This is a genomic window from Paenibacillus sp. FSL R5-0517 (assembly GCF_037974355.1).
GTDB lineage: Bacteria > Bacillota > Bacilli > Paenibacillales > Paenibacillaceae > Paenibacillus.
The window spans coordinates 2,387,205-2,405,465 of sequence record NZ_CP150235.1; the positions used below are offsets into that span (position 1 = coordinate 2,387,205).

An 18,261-nucleotide genomic window follows, 5' to 3' on the forward strand; every position below is an offset into this window, starting at 1 on the left:
ACTACAATCCACGTTTGCGGAACCAACTGCGGACAGCCCAGCGGCGCTCCTGACGTTTCTTGTATTTGGGCAACGAACGATATACGTTCAACGATTGCTCGTAGGCCTGCTTCGCATCTGCATTACGTCCGAGGGAGCGATGAACCGAGCCTAGCAGATAATACGCTTCACTGGAAGAGGAATGAATCTCCTGAAATTGATGCACATAATCCAGCGCTTTATCTTCATGCGTATCTTTGAAGGCACCAGCAAGGGTTAGGTACGGGCGTCCGTACTTGACTCTGGGGTTGATCTCGAGGGCTTTTAAAATATGACGTTCTCCCTGTTCGATGTTACCCAGATGAAGCTCAGTCGTCCCCAGTGCCTCCCAGTACTCAGCTGATTGTTCGTATGGGCGCTCCAGTTCAAGCAATAAGGCATGTGCCTCACTGTAACGCTTGCGTTCAATTAACAGGCGAGCCAGTTCCAGCTTGGAAGAAACTTCATTGGGATTCATGGCAAGTTGTTGTCGAAGCCGGGAGATGTTACGCATACGCTTGAGAGGTTTGGTGAAGCTTGGGAACACCCCAACGTAACGACGATCCAGGAAATACAGGATAACGAGTAAAATGAGGATGGCAATGAACGGATTACCTACAATCCGCCATAGAAGGCCAAAGATAAGAAATTTAATAAGCACAGGTTCAACTCCATTTATGATGTAATCGCATTTCGTACACTTAAAATATATTTCGATTGGTCCAACGGATTAACTCCTCTACGTTTGCGAGCAGGGTTCACATCCGCAGGACAATCCTGGTATCCGGCAAATGAAGTGGTAAGCACTCCGCGGCCGCCAGTCTCGGAACGCAGCTTCACCGGATAATCCATTGACGTTGCAAGAGGCATTACTCCTTCAATGATACAACGTCCGCTTCCGATGACGGGGGCTTCGAAGGTTGCACGCATATGTACCAGATCGCTGAGGGCCTTACCGCCATATTCCTCCGGGACCGTTAATCGGAACTGAAGAAGGGGTTCCAGCAACGTGGTACCTGTTCTCGCTAATCCATCCATGATTCCCATAGGCGTGGCTACGACAAAATCCAGCGGATGGGTATGCCAGACATGATGTTCCCCTTCCACCAGTGTGATGCGCAGATCGGTTACTTCCCAACCAAGCATACCTTGAGACAAGGCTTCCGGAATCCGCCGTTCGACTTCATTCTGATAACGTAACAGCAGATCATCGGTCCTTACGGTTGAGGCATAGATCAGACCGCTTCCGCGAGGCAAAGGTTCAATCTTGAAGCGGAGGATGGCCCAGCAAGGCTTGGGCATCGTATAAGCGATGTAACCTTCTCCAGCTGTACAAGGCGTTTCCTTATAGATAACGGATGGCGGATCAAACACAACATCCAATCCGAAACGACTCCGTAACAGGCTGGATAAAATCTCAAGCTGAATGGTTCCCATGACCTTGAGATGCAGCTCTCGTTCCTCTGGCAACCATTGCAGGTCGAGCAAGGGGTCTTCGTCGGTCAACTCCTGCAATGCTGTCACAAGATCGGGGTAACGAGCCGGGTCCTTGCCATGTACTTGTACGGTCAACAAAGGCACAGCCATCTGTGGCAGAGGAGGCACACCCTCGGGACTGCCAATAATGTCCCCCACATGGGTGTCGCTCAGTCCGTACAGAGCAGCAATCTGTCCTGCGTGAACGCTACCTGTGTCGGCCCATTTCCGTCCATCCATACGGCGAATCTGCGTCACTTTCTCTTCAAGTTCCCGCGTCGAATTATGGATGGTGTCACGGTTGTGGAGACTACCACCATACATGCGAACGTAAGCCGTGCGTCCCATGGTGCGGTCACGTTCAATCTTGAACACAACTCCCGATACGGGAGAATCCACAGGTTGTGCAGGTGGAGGCAGAAATGCAAGGACTGAATCGAGCAGTGCCGTGACGCCGATGCCTTTGCTGGAAGCACCATAACATACCGGGAACATCTCACCCTGATGTACATAGTGCAGGAACGCTTCATTTAGATCGCTTTGGGATAACAAAGTCTCTTGGATGTAGGCTTCCATGACTTCTTCGTCCAGTTCAGCAAGTAATTCGATAAGACCTGGGATGGATGGTGTGTGATCTGACAGTGCAGCTTGATCATTATTCCATAGGGATTCGATGCCATGAAAAGTATCTTCATGGAGCTGATACGTTTGGATTTCGCATGCGAAAGGGGACAGGGTGGAACGAATCTGCTCCATGACTGCCGGGGCAGATGCGCCAACCCGATCCATTTTATTAATATAGATGATGGTTGGGATGCGAAGTGAACGAAGAGCATGCCAGATGGCTTCACTCTGGGCTTGAATTCCCTCTACTGCCGACAGAATGAGAATAGCACCATCCATCACTCGAAGTGTTCGCTCTACTTCAGAGCTGAAGTCAATATGCCCAGGCGTATCAATGAGGTCGATGATGGTATTCTTCCAGATCAGAGAGGTCATGGCTGCCTGAACGGATATGCCACGTTCTTTCTCAATGTCGAGTGAGTCTGTGGCTGTTGTTCCGTCATCTACACGTCCCGGACTGCGAACGACACCACTCTCATATAACATATGCTCGGTGGTCGTTGTTTTCCCTGCATCCACATGGGCGAAGATGCCAATATTCCTGCGATTCAATTCGTTTAACATGGAATGCCAAGCTCCTCTGACAACGGAATGCAATGTTTCCGACAAGTAATAATCCAGATTATCATACCACATCTTCCATATGGAAGAATATGTGGATATATATGATTCGTGCCAGGAACCTTCGACCAGGCTGATTCAATTTTAATGTGAACTGTTCATGGTTCTGCGGTAAGCTGCGGGCGTTGTACCGGTTAATTTTTTGAATTGACGATAAAAGTGGGGCAGACTGTCGAACCCGCAAGCATCAGCAACGGCTGCCATCGTCTCATCGCCCTGCACCAGATGTTCTTTCGCCATAATAACTCTTCGGGCTAATGCGTAATCCGTTAGAGTCATGCCCGTGTATCGTTTGAAGGCACGACTGAAGTGGGCTGGTGATACCGCAGCATACTGAGCCAGTTCATTCAGGGATAGGCCATTTCGAAGGTTATCGTCAATATGAGAGATCGTAGAAGAGAGCCATGAGGGTCCCGCAGCGGATTTCCCCGGGTTCGCAGGTCCCGCAGCTTCCAGACGTTCCAGAAAAATGAGCAACAGTTGTAGCCTCAACAGGGCCGCATGTGCGCTTAGATGATGACCGAGCTGAAGTTCGGTCTGTATATCATCAATAAGGGCTGCTACCTGTGATTGCTCTTGTGTACTCAGATGTCTCTTATACACTCGTTGTCTGCGACAACGTTCAAACAGGCTTAACATAGAAGAAGCAGCGCCTCCAGCGGTCGAGGCCAGCAATCCCGGGCTGAAGAACAATGCGGAAGATGTGACAGGATTTCCAGCATCCGGCAAGGCTCGATGAACTGTGCTGCCCGGAATAATGAACAGATCTCCTTCCTGCATATTTTCAAGTCCTGTATCAATAAAGATGCTTCCCTGACCCCGATATACATAGATAATTTCATGCCAGTCATGAAGATGATCCGGCAATTCATTCTGGGGAGATTTGGTGTCGCTGTACACCAGGCGGAACGGGATACCGGATTCTGCCTGAATAGTTGTACGAACAGGTGAACGTTCCATAAAGACTCCTTTCCAGACAATCGTCTTCAACGAGATGTTATACCTGGTCATGAGAGAGTATATTTACCGCAATATAAGCAATTTAATTTCCTTTTATTGATGATACAATGAATTTAAAGCGTTTACAATAAAAGGGTGCAGAGCCTTCGAACTGCATTCCGACAGTACAAATAATCGATGAGGTGAGTGTCCATGTCGGCAAGCACGAAACGGCCAGGGTTGAAGCTGAATTTACTGGGGAGCGACGGTCAGCGCAAGTGCAAGGAGATTATGGAGCGCCCCGTGAAGGTTTTGCAGATCGGAGAAGGTAATTTCTTGCGGGGATTTGCGGACTGGATGCTTCATGAGAGTGCCAGACAAGGCAAATTCCATGGAAGTGTAGCTGTTACCCAACCACGACCGGGAGGCAAGGCCAAGCTGGAACAGATTCGCGATCAGGATGGATTATATACGATGATTACGAGAGGTCTGTCTCAAGGGAAGCCGGTTGAGCGGACAGAGTTGATCTCCATTTTTTCACAGTGTATCAATCCGTATGAGGAATGGGATGCCTTTCTGAACTTGGCAGAACTGCCTTCACTTGAGTTCGTTATTTCCAATACAACTGAATCAGGATTGAAATATTCGTATGCGGACTATATCGAGGGTGAACCGGTTCAATCCTTTCCGGGGAAATTAACGGTGTTTCTGCATCGGCGATATTTGAAATTTGATGGTGACCCATCCAGAGGTTTGATTCATCTGCCATGTGAGCTGCTTGAAGGCAATGGGAATGTGCTGCGCAGTTGTGTCCTCCAGCATAGTGAGGATTATGGGTATTCAGATGGTTTTCGTTCATGGATCGAGAATCATAATCATTTCCTGAACAATCTGGTAGATCGAATTGTGACAGGTGCGCCGACCCGGGAGGAAACTGATTCATTGACGAATCGCTGGGGGTATGAGGATCAGTTGATTAATACGGCAGAGCCATATCATTTCTGGGCTATTCAGGGCGATGAATCATTGGACAAAAAACTTCCTCTTAAGCAGGCAGGTCTCAATGTACATTGGGTGAAAGATCTGAAGCCTTTCCAGATACGCAAGGTTCGTATTTTGAATGGGGCACATACCTTAATGTCATCCCTCGGCATTCTGCAAGGCAAGCAGCATGTGAGAGAAACGATGGAAGATCCGCATTTTGGCTCATGGATCAGGGAAGCTGTGCATCAGGAGATCGTTCCTGCCCTGGATATGCCCGATCATCAGCTGGACCAGTATGCGGAAGAAGTCTTCGAACGCTTCCTTAACCCGTACATTGATCACAAATTGCAAGATATTGCATTGAATACGATCGGAAAATTCAAGGTTCGTGTGCTGCCTACACTGTTGTCTTACGCGCAAAATCAGGGAAGTTGGCCAGTACGTTTAATTGAAGGATTTGCTGGATTATTATGTCTCTATCGTCCTGTGAATACGCCAGAGGGTTACAAGGCACAACGACTGAATGGGGATGACATTCTGTTGCGGGATGACCCCGATGTGCTGGGTGCTTTGGCCGCACACTGGGACGGTTATGACACGCTCAACAGGGATCAGAAGCAACTGGATCACCGGGTAGCGGCTGTGTTGTCGGATACTCTGATCTGGGGCGAAAATCTAGATGCAAGAGAAGGGCTGCGTGCAGCACTTGTTCGTGAAATCGGTTTGTTGGAAGGTGAAGGGAAATGAACACAACAAGTACAATCAATGATTGGATTGCCATTCAACCACAGGATGACGTCATTATAGCGCTTCGGGATTATGCCAAAGGAGAACAGATTACACTGCCAGACGGAGTTTCTTTTAATTTGCTGGATGACGTGCCCAAAGGGCATAAGATTGCTGTTCATACGCTGGCACCGGGTGATGATGTGATGAAGTATGGTTTCTCCATCGGGATTGCGAAAGAGCAGATTAGGCAGGGAAGCTGGATTCATAGTCACAACCTGAAGACGGGTCTGCACGGATTACTTGAATATGAGTACCAACCGGGAGTCCAGATTCAGACGGACATGCCTCCGGAACATCTGCGCTCATTCGATGGATATTTGCGTCCCAATGGTGAAGCAGGTATCCGTAATGAAATCTGGATTGTGAACACGGTTGGATGTATCAATAAAGTGTGTGAAGCTTTGGCACGTATGGGTCAGTCCCAGTTTGGAAGCCGGGTAGATGGTGTATTTCACTTTCCACATCCATTCGGGTGCTCACAGCTTGGCGATGATCTGAAGTATACACAACAGTTGCTGGCCTCTTTGGTGGAGCATCCGAATGCTGGAGGTGTGCTGGTCATCGGGCTGGGCTGTGAGAACAATCAGGTCGATGAATTCCGTGAGTGTATCGCTCCGGAATACCGAGGCAAAGTACGGTTTCTCAAAGCGCAAGAAACGGATGACGAGCTTGAGGAAGGACTTCGACTGATGGAAGAACTTGTGGAGATCGCCGAACATGAACAACGGCAGCCGCTTCCGCTCAGTAAACTCAAGATTGGTTTGAAGTGTGGTGGTTCGGATGGTTTATCCGGCATTACAGCCAATCCGCTGGTCGGTGCGGTTGCTGATATGTTGGTTGCTGCCGGGGGGACGGCTATTCTGACGGAAGTTCCGGAGATGTTTGGTGCGGAGACGATCTTGATGAATCGTGCTGCCAATGAGCAAGTATTTCACGATCTGGTGGACCTCGTGAACGGCTTCAAGCAATATTTTGTGAACCATGGCCAGAATATCTATGAGAATCCTTCACCTGGTAATAAGGCAGGTGGCATTACCACACTCGAGGAAAAGTCACTTGGATGTACGCAAAAGGGAGGGCGTTCTTCAGTCGTTGACGTTCTGCGCTATGGCAAACGTGTAACTCAAACTGGTCTGAATATTGTAGAAGCACCGGGTAATGATCTGGTGTCTGTCACGGCACTGTCTGCGGCAGGTGCACATATCGTGCTCTTCACAACAGGACGGGGCACTCCATTCGGAGGCCCGGTACCTACCGTCAAGATTGCGACTCAATCCGATCTTGCGAATCGAAAAAAACACTGGATCGACTTCAACGCAGGCCAACTGTTGGAGGGGCAGACGATGGATGAGGTCAAAGTACAGCTGTTCAGCCAACTGATTGACATTGCTTCAGGACGGTCTCATACACTCAGTGAGCAGCATGGATTCCGAGAGATTGCCATATTCAAGGATGGCGTGATTCTCTAAATCCATGCTGGATGGAGAGGACTATCGTCTGAGATGCATTATAAGGTAAACCACACAGCCAATTCCGGTTGAAATTTGCACGACAACCGGGATTGGCTTCATTTAGATTCCACGGATGCCCATTGCTTTGGTAATGCTTGATAATGCGGCGGAAGATGCGTGTTGCTGCAGTTGTGTAACCAGCAGCTCACGTGCTTCTTCTACGCTGCCTTCAAATGGTGTAATGCCATGACGTTGCATCCAGTGATCTGCGGTCTCATATGCGGAGCTGTTCCATGCGACTTTGCCTTCAACGAGGCCCTCTTTTTCTTTAGTTCCACTGATCACAATGGCAGCACAGCTCTGAAGGTCCAGTAGCCCGCGGTCAAATGCTTTTTTATCCTCTTTTGCCCCGAAACCGGCTTGTGATCGCAAGGCACGTCCATCGATACCTTCCTGATCTGCAATTAACGCATGGAGTTTGAACGCTTCACGGGAGAGCAACCCTGCTTCATACTGCTCCTGGGCGGTTCTGGAGTCGGAAAGCAGTCGGTGGACCCAAGGGAAGTATTCACGCGATACAAGAAGCGCTTTCTTTTTGACGAATTTTCCATATGCAGCGATGCCTTCTTCAGCCAGGCGTGAACGCCATAACCAGGGATCGCGTTCATCATCCTTGTGCCAATGTTCTTTGGGAGTTAGCGACGATAGAGAAGGGTATTCGGCGAATAGTGGTGCCAAAGGCAGCATCCCTATAGACTGGATGCGTTGTACTGCTTCTTCGTATGTTATAACGGGTTCATATGTCATGATATCAGCAGGCTCCTTTGAAAAGTATGATGAAGCGATTATTGGGTTGAAGCAATATATCTTCGGCTCACTTCCTCGGCATGCTGACGAATCTCGCTCCGGAGTTTGAGGGGCTCGATCACTTCAGCCTCACGTCCCAATCGGTAAAAAAACCGTACGGCCCAGTCCCATTCTCCTGGTGGACAGAGAAATGACAATTCCCAGAGATCTGGGGCAATTTCAATCATTTTTTCACCGATATGCTCGTCCTGTTCGGCTTCAACCATACCCCGATAACTCAGTCGTACTCTAACCAGAGTTGGCGGTTGTTCGGGAGGGATCGGCTTGTTGCGCTGTTGCTCTGCCTGTTCGCTTAACGCCTGTTCTTCCTGTGGCTCGATCGCCTTGACATCCATTATTCGATCGACCCGGAACAGACGCTGTTCACCATGTTCGATGGAATATGCTTCACAATACCAGAAGCCGGAGGAAGCATATACCCGTGTGGGACAGATATGTAGCCATCGCATACGTGATACGGAGCGGTACAGCACACTTAACCATCCTTGTTCAGGTATACAGGCCAGCAATGGATCGAGGTGATGAAGGATGTAATTGCGATCTGGAATGTGATGATGCAGTTGTTTGAGCATGGGATCAATTCGGGCCATGATATCATCTGGAATAATGGCTTTAACTTTGTTCATCAGAGTCCAGCGTTTCTCATGAAAGGGCGTGTCAGCGTAGCGACTCAGACCCTCAAGAGCGAATATGAGCGTCGCTGCCTCTACCGGGTCCAGTTGTAATGGGGGCAATACATAACCTTCCATTAAACTAAAACCACCTCCCGGACCCGAAATGGCAATAATGGGCACATTCATCTCGGAGAGGGACTGAATATCCCGGAGGATTGTACGACGGGAAACTTCGAATTTCTCACCTAATGAGTGTGCCGTTTCGTGACCATGCTGTAGTGCCATTACGATGGCAGCAAGCCGATTTGTTCTGTTCATGTCAGCCACTCCGTTTCGATCTTTGCGCCGCCGGAAAGTGATGTCGTAGTTATACTTACTATTGTAACAACGATTAAGTGACATCATGAGTGTCACCAATATTTCAGCTGTTCATCATTTTATGATAGTTCAGCAACAGGGTTCACAAGCAAGTTCCGGCAGGCATTGTTAAAATGTATGTCTCGTCCAATTCGCTTTGCAATGTGATATTTCCTTCTATTAATTAAACCACAGATCATGCCAAAAACCCGTATCCAGTGTGAACGGATACGGGAAGTAGCAGCTTATAGATTGCAGAAGAGGATAAAGGTATGAAAATTATACCAATATCCTTGCTGAACACAATAACAAGCACAAAAGGAATAAATATGTGACACTTTGTATCACGGGTATTTCTGCCACATGATGTGCTTCCAATGATTCGAATGAAGCGAAATTACTTATTTCATTTCGAGCAATTGCACCCCGCGGGCCTCAATCTCAACATTTTCCGACAGTTCGCGTTGGGTGAGCAGATCATGAGCCTGGGCTGTACCGAGATCATAGGATTGCGTAGTTGCGTTATGGTTCATGACAAACAGGTAAGGTTTGCCGTCTTTGGTACGTGCGCTTACTTCAACACCTTCCGGTGTCTCAAGCAAGGACTCTACATTCTTGGCTGCTGCAAGCTGTCCCAACAAACCATCCAGGAAGCGTTCATCCGGGTCGGATGCAACGTACCAAGCTTCACCTTGGCCAAAGGTATTCCGTGTCACCACAGGCATGCCTTTATAAAAGTCGTCTCCATACTCCGCGATGACTTCGGCTCCTTCACTGTGCAGCAGGTCACACAGCATGCCGCAGCCATATTCTCCTTTGAGATCGCCGTAGGCTTCTTTGAGAACAATGCGATTCTTTTGCTCCGGCAGCAGGGCATCAATCTCCTCCACCCAGATACCGAGCAGTTTACGGAGTTCTCCCGGATATCCACCTGTGGTTACGAGATCGTTCTCATTCACAATGCCACTGAAGAAGGTCGTCAGGAACGTTCCACCTGCTTCAACATACTTCTCCAGTTTGGCGGCAAATCCTGGTTTAACCATGTAAAGGACAGGGGCAAGGACAATGTCGTATTTGCTCATATCCGTATCCACACTGATGATATCTACTTGTATGTTGCGGCGGAAGAAGGCTGCATAATATTTATGGATCTGATCCACATAGTTCAGGGCAACTGTAGGTCCGCTTGATTTTTCAATGGCCCACCAGTTATCCCAGTCGAACACAATCGCTACTTTGGATTCAACAGATGCATCCAACGTGGTGTCACCAAGGATCTGCAATTCCTTGCCGAGCTCAGCGACTTCGCGGAATACACGTGTATTCTCGTGTCCAGCATGTTCGATAACTGCACCATGATACTTCTCACAGGCACCGATGGAGCGGCGAAGCTGGAAGAACATGATGGTATCGGCCCCGTGCGCAACAGATTGATAACTCCACAGACGCATGACACCTGGACGTTTCAGCGAATTATACGGCTGCCAGTTCTGCTGACTTGGTGTTTGTTCCATAAGCATGAACGGTTGACCATCCTTCAATCCGCGCATAAGGTCATGAGCCATGGCCGTGAAGCTGACAGGTGTTGCGAGACCGGGATAGCTGTCCCACGAGACGATATCCATATGTTTTGCCCATTTGAAATAGTCCAATTGCTTGAAGAAGCCCATCAGATTGGTCGTCACAACGGAGTCCGGAATGTGTTTTTTGATCGCATCGTACTCTAACAGATAACAATCCAGCATGCTGTCGGAGTTAAAGCGAGAGTAGTCCAGCGAGATTCCCTGGAATGTTGAATTGTTGTTCCCCCAATGTTCGCTCAGGTTGCTTGGAAGTACAATCTCGTCCCAATCGTAGAAGGTATGCCCCCAGAAATTCGTGTTCCATGCTTGGTTGACCCGTTCCAGAGTCTGATAACGTTCCTTCAGATACACGCGGAATGCTTTCTCACAGTTATCACAGTAACAATCACCGCCATATTCATTGGAGATGTGCCATACGAGAACTGCGGGGTGATCCTTGTATCGTTCGGCCAGTTTATCTGCAATCTTCTCAGCGTATTTGCGATAGGTTGGGCTGTTGGGACAGGAATTATGTCGCCCGCCGAATTTGCGTTTGCGTCCGTCAGCATCTACACGAAGCACGTCTGGATATTTCTTCGCCATCCAGGCCGGATGGGCAGCCGTACTCGTTGCAAGGCATATATAGACACCATTCTCATATAGACGATTAATCAGTTGGTCGAGTTCTTCAAAACGGTAAGTAACTTCATCAGGCTGAATCAATGCCCATGAGAATACGTTGATCGTGGCAATATCAATGCCTGCCAATTGGAACATGCGCAGGTCTTCAAGGTGGGTTTCGTGATCCCACTGTTCCGGGTTATAATCGCCGCCGTAGAACATTTTGGGTAGTTTGCTGCTAATCAATGTGTTCACCTCTTGTATAAGAATAATCCTATACTATATGATACATATGACTTTTAAAATATAATAAAAGTAATGACTCATATAAGAATACGGAAGTCTAATTCAGCCTATACCTAAGGAGGCATCCCATGTTTATCTCACCCCGACATCAACGATATTTCATGACATCACGTGATCACCCGCTGCCTCTTTATATTGAGAGTCTGGGTTATAACGGCAATCAGGAGAAGGTGTCCAGACCTGCGGGGTATCCCTGTTATCACTGGCTTCAGACCGTGAAGGGAGCCGGAGAATTCAAGTTTGTTGGGTCCACGGTCATACTGGGGGAAGCATCCGGTATTTTGCTGCCTCCGAATGAACCGCATGAATATGTGCGCGCTCAGGGGGAGTGGGAGACACTATACATTACATTTGGCGGTTCGCAGTGTCCGGCAATCATGGAGTCACTTGGTCTGGGTGAAGCGGCATTCCATCAGTGGGAGAAGGGCAACCCATTTAACAATTACGGCCAGGAGGTACTGGAGTCAATCAGCAGTGATCAAGATTTGTCGGGACTCGAAGCGTCAGCGGATATATACCGATTTCTGATTATGCTCAAAAAACATGGTATGACGGGCAATCGTCATTCCATCTCACATGCCGTGGAGAGATTGGCCCCACTCATTGCATTCATGGAGCAGCATTATGGGAATCCCGAGATTGGGCTTGAACATATGGCTGCCGTTACGGGGATCTCATCCAGGCATTTGAACACCTTGTTCAAACAGTCTTTTGGCATGACAGCCTATAGTTATTTCATTCTGCTGCGTATTCGCAAAGCCAAGGAAATCATGACAGGTGATACTGCCCTGACGATTAAGGAAACTGCAATTCGGGTTGGCTTTCGGGATTCAAGCCATTTTGTTGCTACTTTTCGCAGGATTGAGGGAGTGACTCCCGAACAGTTCCGTAATTTGTACTAACTTGTACTCAAATGATTAAAAAGTGATGCCAGGAAGGTATTGATGCATGAGGGTCATTGCCGTTATGATGGTATCGATTCCTGAGATTCGAAAACGTTTAAACGGACACTTAGTATCCGTTCTACTTGGAGAGGATGATTGAAGATGACAACCACGATACCCTTATGGGATCATGCTGCACCTTATGCAGCGCAGGGTCATGAAGACGACATGCCACATTTGATTCCATTTATTCAGCCCGGTTCCGAGAGCGCTGTCATTGTATGCCCTGGTGGTGGCTATGGATTTTTGGCTGATCATGAAGGTGCTCCAATAGCCGAATTGCTGAACCGTGCAGGCATCAGTGCATTTGTCCTGAAATATCGGGTGGCACCTCACCAGCATCCAGCACCGATAACAGATGGTCAGCGTGCCATACGTTATGTTCGTGCGCATGCCGAGCAGTACGGCATCAATCCTGCCAAGATTGCAGTACTTGGTTTCTCCGCAGGAGGACATCTTGCAGCAACACTGGGAACGCTGTATGACGAGGGACAACACGATCATGAGGATCGTATTGAACGCCAGAGTTCACGCCCGGACCGGGTTATTCTCTGTTATCCGGTCATTACGATGGAGTCCTATGGACATGCCGGTTCCCGTGAAAATTTGCTTGGATCTGATGCGTCTGCCGAGCAGATTAAAGCTTTCAGCGCGGAGCAGCAGGTGAGAGCGGATGCTCCTGAAGCGTTCATCTGGCACACCAGTGATGACCAGGCAGTACCTGTAGAGAATAGCTTGCGTTATGCACTGGCATTGGGTGCGCATGGCATTCCTTATGACTTGCATGTTTTTGAAAAGGGCTCACATGGACTTGGATTGGCTGAGGACAACCCCGCCGTTCGGGTATGGTCGGATCTATGCTTGACGTGGCTTAAGAACCAAGGCTGGTAATTATATTAGCGCTTTAGAGCGAAGGAGTAAATGACAATGAAATTGCAGAAAAATGATAAGCTTCTGTTTATCGGAGATTCGATCACAGACTGTGGTCGGGAACATCCTGTAGGCGAAGGAAGTTCAGGTCTGGGCCATGGTTATGTAGCGCAAGTCTATGCCCTGTTGCGATCCATCTATCCGGAATTGATGTTGCGTGTCCAGAATGTGGGTAATAGTGGGAATACGATTCGTGATCTGAAACAGCGCTGGGATCGTGATGTGCTGGACCTTAAACCGGATTGGCTCACAATCATGATCGGTATTAACGATGTATGGCGTCAGTTTGATAACCCACTCTCAACAGACTCCCATGTGTTTCTTGAAGAATACGAATCCACATTGCGTGAACTGGTGGCTTCGGTTCGTCCCAACCTAAAAGGACTGGTATTGATGACGCCTTATTACCTTGAGGCCAATCCGGAAGATCCGATGCGGGCCACGATGGATATCTACGGAGAAGCGGTACGCAGGGTTGCCAGCGAGTATGATGCGGTGTATGTGGATACACAGGCTGCATTTGCTCCATTTTGGGATCATTTCTATACGTCTGTGCTGACTTATGACCGGGTACATCCGGATGCAACGGGCCATATGGTACTGTCCAAAGCATTTTTGGATGCCATCGGATTCGAATGGTCGGGCGGCGTCAAATCTTAAAAAGGACGTGATGGCATGAGCAATGTAACTATTGCAGTACAAACCCCCGCATTGCTAGGGGAAGGGCCGAGCTGGGATGCGGAGAACAATCGATTATTGTGGGTAGATATTGAAAGTTTCAAGGTGCATGTGTATGATCCGGCTACAGGTCAGGATCAAGCTTATGATGTGGGTGAACATGTCGGCGCGGTTGTTCCGTATCGGGGTGACGAGGTTGTGGTTGCATTACGCAGTGGGTTTCATACGTTTCACCTGATTACGGGTGAGCTGCATGCCATTGAGGACCCCGAACAAGATAAGGATACCAATCGGTTTAATGATGGCAAGTGTGATGCAAAGGGCCGTTTCTGGGCAGGCACGATGAGCATGAATAATAAAAGCAAAGCCGGATCATTGTATTGTTTGGAGGAAGGACAACCTGTTCGCACGATGGTACAAGGTGTATCTACATCCAACGGTCTGGGTTGGAGTCCGGACCGGAAGACCATGTATTATATTGATACTCCTACACGTTCGATTGACCGGTTTGATTTTGATCTGACAGCAGGTACGATACAGAATCGGACAAGTGTCATTCATATACCGGAGGAATTCGGTTTTCCGGATGGCATGACGGTTGATGGTGAGGGCATGCTGTGGGTTGCACATTGGGGCGGAGGAAGAATCACTCGCTGGAACCCGGATACATCTGAACTGTTGCAACAGATTGATATACCGGCAGATCAGGTAACCTCCTGCTGTTTTGGCGGACCCGATCTCGAAGAACTTTACATTACAACAGCACGTATAGGGATTAAGGAAGAACGTCTGAAAGCGACGCCGGATGCGGGTTCACTGTTTGTCGTCAGACCGGGAGTTAAAGGTCAGGAGACTCATGCCTATGGTAGCTCGAAATAAACAGGTGCCAATCATGTAGTGAACTTCTGTCTGGTCGGCCAGGTAAGAAATGATTCATTTTGTACTCTTATATAAAATATAACATGTCGAAAGGTGCTGTTCTAACAGCATCTTTTTTTATTGTACAGACAAGTTTAAACACTAAAAATATTTTACAAAAAACGATTTCGACAGAGGGGTTTAGGGATTTCCATCGAATGTTATTTATTGAAAGTATTATCCATATAACCGTGAATTAAGAATGATTATGTAAGCGCTTAACAATAAGGCTGGAGGGAGGTGAGGCTTCTTGTATCAAGGGATGCATTGATTCGTCTGGCACGCCATCATCAGCACGATGAGACAGCGGGGATAGACCAAAATGCAGTAACAAAGTTAAAGAGGAGGATAAGTTGATATGAGAACGTTTATGGGGAAATTACGAATCATGAGCCTGACAGTTGCTGTAGTAACTGCTTCGCTGGGAGGACTTGCTGGAACTACATCGGCGGCGCCGAGTGAAGCCTATGAGTGGAAAAATGTGGTGACAGGTGCAGGAGGCGGGTTTGTACCGGGTATTATTTTCAACGAATCTGAAAAGGATCTGATCTATGCCCGTACGGATATCGGGGGAGCCTATCGCTGGAATGCGGATGACGAGAGCTGGATACCCTTAACGGATTTTGTTGGCTGGGATGACTGGAACAAGAATGGTGTGGACGCACTGGCTACGGACCCGGTTGATCCTGATCGCGTGTATATGGCAGTTGGGACGTATACGAACTCGTGGGACCAAAATAATGGTTCCATCTTGCGTTCTACGGATCGGGGAGGTACATGGCAGACTACAACACTTCCGTTCAAAGTGGGCGGTAACATGCCAGGACGTTCGATGGGCGAACGCTTGAGCGTGGATCCGAATGATAACCGTATCCTGTATTTCGGTGCACGAAGTGGTCATGGATTATGGAAAAGTACTGATTACGGTGTGACCTGGAACGAAGTCACAAGCTTCCCGAATCCGGGGAATTATGTGCAAGACCCTTCGAATGAGTATACCAGTGACATCGTAGGCCTGGCATGGATTACGTTTGACAAAACAACAGGTTCGGCAGGGCAGGCAACCCAGACTATCTATGTGGGTGTTGCGGATAAAGCTCAGAGTGTATATAGAAGTACGAATGGCGGCCTGACCTGGTCAGCTGTTGCGGGTCAACCAACAGGTTATATCCCGCATCATGGTGTGTTTGATTCAGATGGAAGCCTCTATATTACGTACAGCGATGGTGTTGGACCCTATGATGGGACAAAAGGTGACGTTTGGAAACTGAACACGTCAACAGGTGTCTGGACCAACATCAGCCCTGTTCCAAGCAGCAGCACGGATAATTATTTTGGATATGGCGGATTGGCTGTCGATGCCCAGAATCCCGGTACATTGATGGTTGCGACATTGAATTCCTGGTGGCCTGATGCCACGTTGTTCCGCAGTACAGATGGGGGAGCGACATGGACACGCATATGGGAATTTGATGGATATCCGAACCGGAAGTTACGGTATACACAGGATATTTCGGCAGCGCCATGGCTCACATTTGGCACGAATCCTGCCCCACCCGAAACTACTCCAAAACTGGGCTGGATGATCGGTGATCTGGAGATTGATCCGTTTGATTCGGATCGCATGATGTATGGAACAGGTGCTACGATCTATGGAACAAAGAACCTGACAGACTGGGATGATGACGAAAAAATCAATATTTCAGTGATGGCTAAAGGTGTTGAAGAGATTGCAGTACTGGATCTGATCAGCCCGCCAAGTGGTGCACATTTGGTAAGCGGATTGGGGGATGTCTCCGGATTCCGTCATAACAATCTGGACCAGGCGCCAGCGACCATATTTACGAGTCCGAACTATCCTTCCACAGAAAGTCTGGATTTTGCAGAGTTAAGTCCGAATACGATGGTTCGCGTAGGGAAAGCAGATTATGCTGCCGATCCAAATGCAAGATCCATTGGTTTGTCCAGTGATGGAGGCACGACATGGTATAAAGCAAGTGCAGAACCTGCCGGCACAACCGGAGGGGGGACTGTAGCCATCTCTGCAGATGGTAACCGACTGGTATGGAGCACGTCAGACAAAGGTGTACATTACTCGACTGGTGGCAATTCCTGGACGGCAAGTACGGGGATACCTGCACAGGCGAAAGTGGTTTCAGATCGTGTCAACCCTAACAAATTCTATGGATTCGCAGCGGGCAAAATCTATGTGAGTGTGAATGGTGGCGCTACCTTCACGGCATCATCTGCGACCGGACTTCCAGTGGAAGGAAATGCCGATCTGGATGCCGTTCCAGGTGTTGAAGGTGAACTATGGTTTGCAGGTGGTAGTGAGGAAGCAGGTCCTTACGGATTGTGGCATTCCACGGATTCAGGAGCGACATTCACGAAGCTTGCCAATGTAGAGGAAGCAGACAGTATCGGATTTGGTAAAGCGGCCCCTGGGCAGAACGTTGTTGCGTTATATACGGTTGCACAGATCGATGGAACACGTGGATTCTTCCGCTCCGATGACGGTGGGGCCAATTGGGTTCGTATCAACGATGATCAGCATCAGTATGCTCGTGTAACCACAATTACAGGTGATCCACGTTTGTATGGCAGAGTATATCTCGGAACGAATGGCCGTGGAATTTTGTATGCTGACCGTGTTGGAGGTAACAATGGCGGAGGAGACGGCGGGGGTACAACACCAGTAACCAACTCTGCGATTACACCAGTTACAGCCGAATTTGATCGCAAAGCCGATAATCAGGTTAATATTCCAGTCACGTTAACGCTGAACGGCAATACACTTGTATCCATTCGTAATGGGAATGCAACGCTGGTTTCGGGTACAGATTACACGTTAACAGGCAATGAGGTCGTATTGAGTAAAAATTATCTGGCTTCCCTGCCAAATGGCGCAGCGGCACTAACCTTTCAATTCAGCGCAGGCGCTCATGCTACCTTGAATCTGCTCATCAAAGACACGACAGCTGCACCAGCTGGAACCATCCGCATTGAAATGTTTAATAGCAACACATCGGCAACGGGCAACTCCATCAGCCCCAAATTCAAACTGACGAATACGGGCACTACAGCATTGGATCTGTCTGATGTGAAAATCAGATACTATTACACGATAAACGGTGAACAGCCTCAGAACTTCTTCGCTGACTGGGCGACAGCCGGCAGTTCGAATGTAACAGGTACATTCAGTGCACTCAATCCAGTACGGACGGGTGCTGATCACGTGCTTGAGATCGGCTTCACAGCCTCGGCTGGAATATTAAATGCAGGACAAAGCACGGAAATCCATACTCGCATCTCCAAGAGCAATTGGACCAACTATACGCAAACGGATGATTATTCTTTTGCAGGCAGTCAGACCGCCTATACGGAGTGGTCCAAAGTCACGGGTTATATCGCGGGAAGTCTCCAGTGGGGAATTGAACCATAAGGGATAGATTTAACATAATAAAAGATTGAAAATAGGGGTCCTGATTCGCCAAATGATCGAAAGGCGATTCAGGACTTCTTATTTTGTCGAAATATAGTGTAAACTATAGATAGTTACCAT

At 48.4% G+C, this 18,261-nt stretch carries 13 protein-coding genes; 7 read left to right on the plus strand and 6 right to left on the minus strand.

From position 1 onward, the window contains the following. Position 1 precedes the first annotated feature (1 nt). From MKX40_RS10800 to MKX40_RS10810, 3 genes are all read right to left on the minus strand, one after another. Entirely contained in the window at positions 2 to 679 is a 678-nt protein-coding gene (locus MKX40_RS10800; protein WP_339241465.1) for a tetratricopeptide repeat protein, read from the minus strand. Between the two features lie 14 nt (positions 680 to 693). Continuing rightward, positions 694 to 2,682 carry a translation factor GTPase family protein gene (locus MKX40_RS10805; RefSeq protein ID WP_339241467.1) on the minus strand — a complete coding sequence of 663 codons (1,989 nt, stop codon included), beginning with the start codon at positions 2,680 to 2,682 and terminating at the stop codon, positions 694 to 696. 141 nt (positions 2,683 to 2,823) lie between these two features. Then, positions 2,824 to 3,699: an AraC family transcriptional regulator gene (locus MKX40_RS10810; protein WP_339241469.1), complete on the minus strand. Its 876-nt coding sequence runs from the start codon at positions 3,697 to 3,699 to the stop codon at positions 2,824 to 2,826. Between the two features lie 192 nt (positions 3,700 to 3,891). Between MKX40_RS10810 and MKX40_RS10815 the strand changes: the two genes are divergently transcribed. Together MKX40_RS10815 and MKX40_RS10820 are read left to right on the plus strand one after the other, a co-directional pair. Continuing rightward, complete coding sequence (locus tag MKX40_RS10815; protein WP_339241471.1) at positions 3,892 to 5,409, plus strand: tagaturonate reductase; 1,518 nt, start codon at positions 3,892 to 3,894, stop codon at positions 5,407 to 5,409. Next, positions 5,406 to 6,920: an altronate dehydratase family protein gene (locus MKX40_RS10820; protein WP_339241473.1), complete on the plus strand. Its 1,515-nt coding sequence runs from the start codon at positions 5,406 to 5,408 to the stop codon at positions 6,918 to 6,920. Before MKX40_RS10815 ends, MKX40_RS10820 begins: the two co-directional genes overlap by 4 nt. A gap of 102 nt (positions 6,921 to 7,022) precedes the next feature. Here the strand turns inward: MKX40_RS10820 and MKX40_RS10825 are convergent, their stop codons facing one another. From MKX40_RS10825 to MKX40_RS10835, 3 genes are all read right to left on the minus strand, one after another. Then, positions 7,023 to 7,709, minus strand: coding sequence for a hypothetical protein (locus MKX40_RS10825; RefSeq protein WP_339241475.1), 687 nt, complete (start codon positions 7,707 to 7,709; stop codon positions 7,023 to 7,025). 38 nt (positions 7,710 to 7,747) lie between these two features. Then, on the minus strand, positions 7,748 to 8,701 hold the full coding sequence (locus MKX40_RS10830; RefSeq protein WP_339241478.1) for a WYL domain-containing protein: 954 nt from the start codon (positions 8,699 to 8,701) through the stop codon (positions 7,748 to 7,750). Positions 8,702 to 9,141: 440 nt separating this feature from the next. After that, entirely contained in the window at positions 9,142 to 11,169 is a 2,028-nt protein-coding gene (locus MKX40_RS10835; protein WP_339241480.1) for a beta-galactosidase, read from the minus strand. 128 nt (positions 11,170 to 11,297) lie between these two features. Between MKX40_RS10835 and MKX40_RS10840 the strand changes: the two genes are divergently transcribed. From MKX40_RS10840 to MKX40_RS10860, 5 genes are all read left to right on the plus strand, one after another. Beyond that, complete coding sequence (locus tag MKX40_RS10840) at positions 11,298 to 12,131, plus strand: AraC family transcriptional regulator (protein WP_339241482.1); 834 nt, start codon at positions 11,298 to 11,300, stop codon at positions 12,129 to 12,131. A 144-nt stretch (positions 12,132 to 12,275) separates the two neighbouring features. After that, positions 12,276 to 13,064, plus strand: a complete 789-nt coding sequence (locus MKX40_RS10845) for an alpha/beta hydrolase (RefSeq protein WP_339241484.1) — start codon at positions 12,276 to 12,278, stop codon at positions 13,062 to 13,064. A 36-nt stretch (positions 13,065 to 13,100) separates the two neighbouring features. Continuing rightward, positions 13,101 to 13,763, plus strand: a complete 663-nt coding sequence (locus MKX40_RS10850) for an SGNH/GDSL hydrolase family protein (RefSeq protein WP_339241486.1) — start codon at positions 13,101 to 13,103, stop codon at positions 13,761 to 13,763. A gap of 15 nt (positions 13,764 to 13,778) precedes the next feature. Further along, positions 13,779 to 14,660 carry an SMP-30/gluconolactonase/LRE family protein gene (locus tag MKX40_RS10855; protein ID WP_339241488.1) on the plus strand — a complete coding sequence of 294 codons (882 nt, stop codon included), beginning with the start codon at positions 13,779 to 13,781 and terminating at the stop codon, positions 14,658 to 14,660. Between the two features lie 427 nt (positions 14,661 to 15,087). Beyond that, entirely contained in the window at positions 15,088 to 18,141 is a 3,054-nt protein-coding gene (locus MKX40_RS10860) for a X2-like carbohydrate binding domain-containing protein (protein WP_339243018.1), read from the plus strand. Positions 18,142 to 18,261 lie beyond the last annotated feature (120 nt).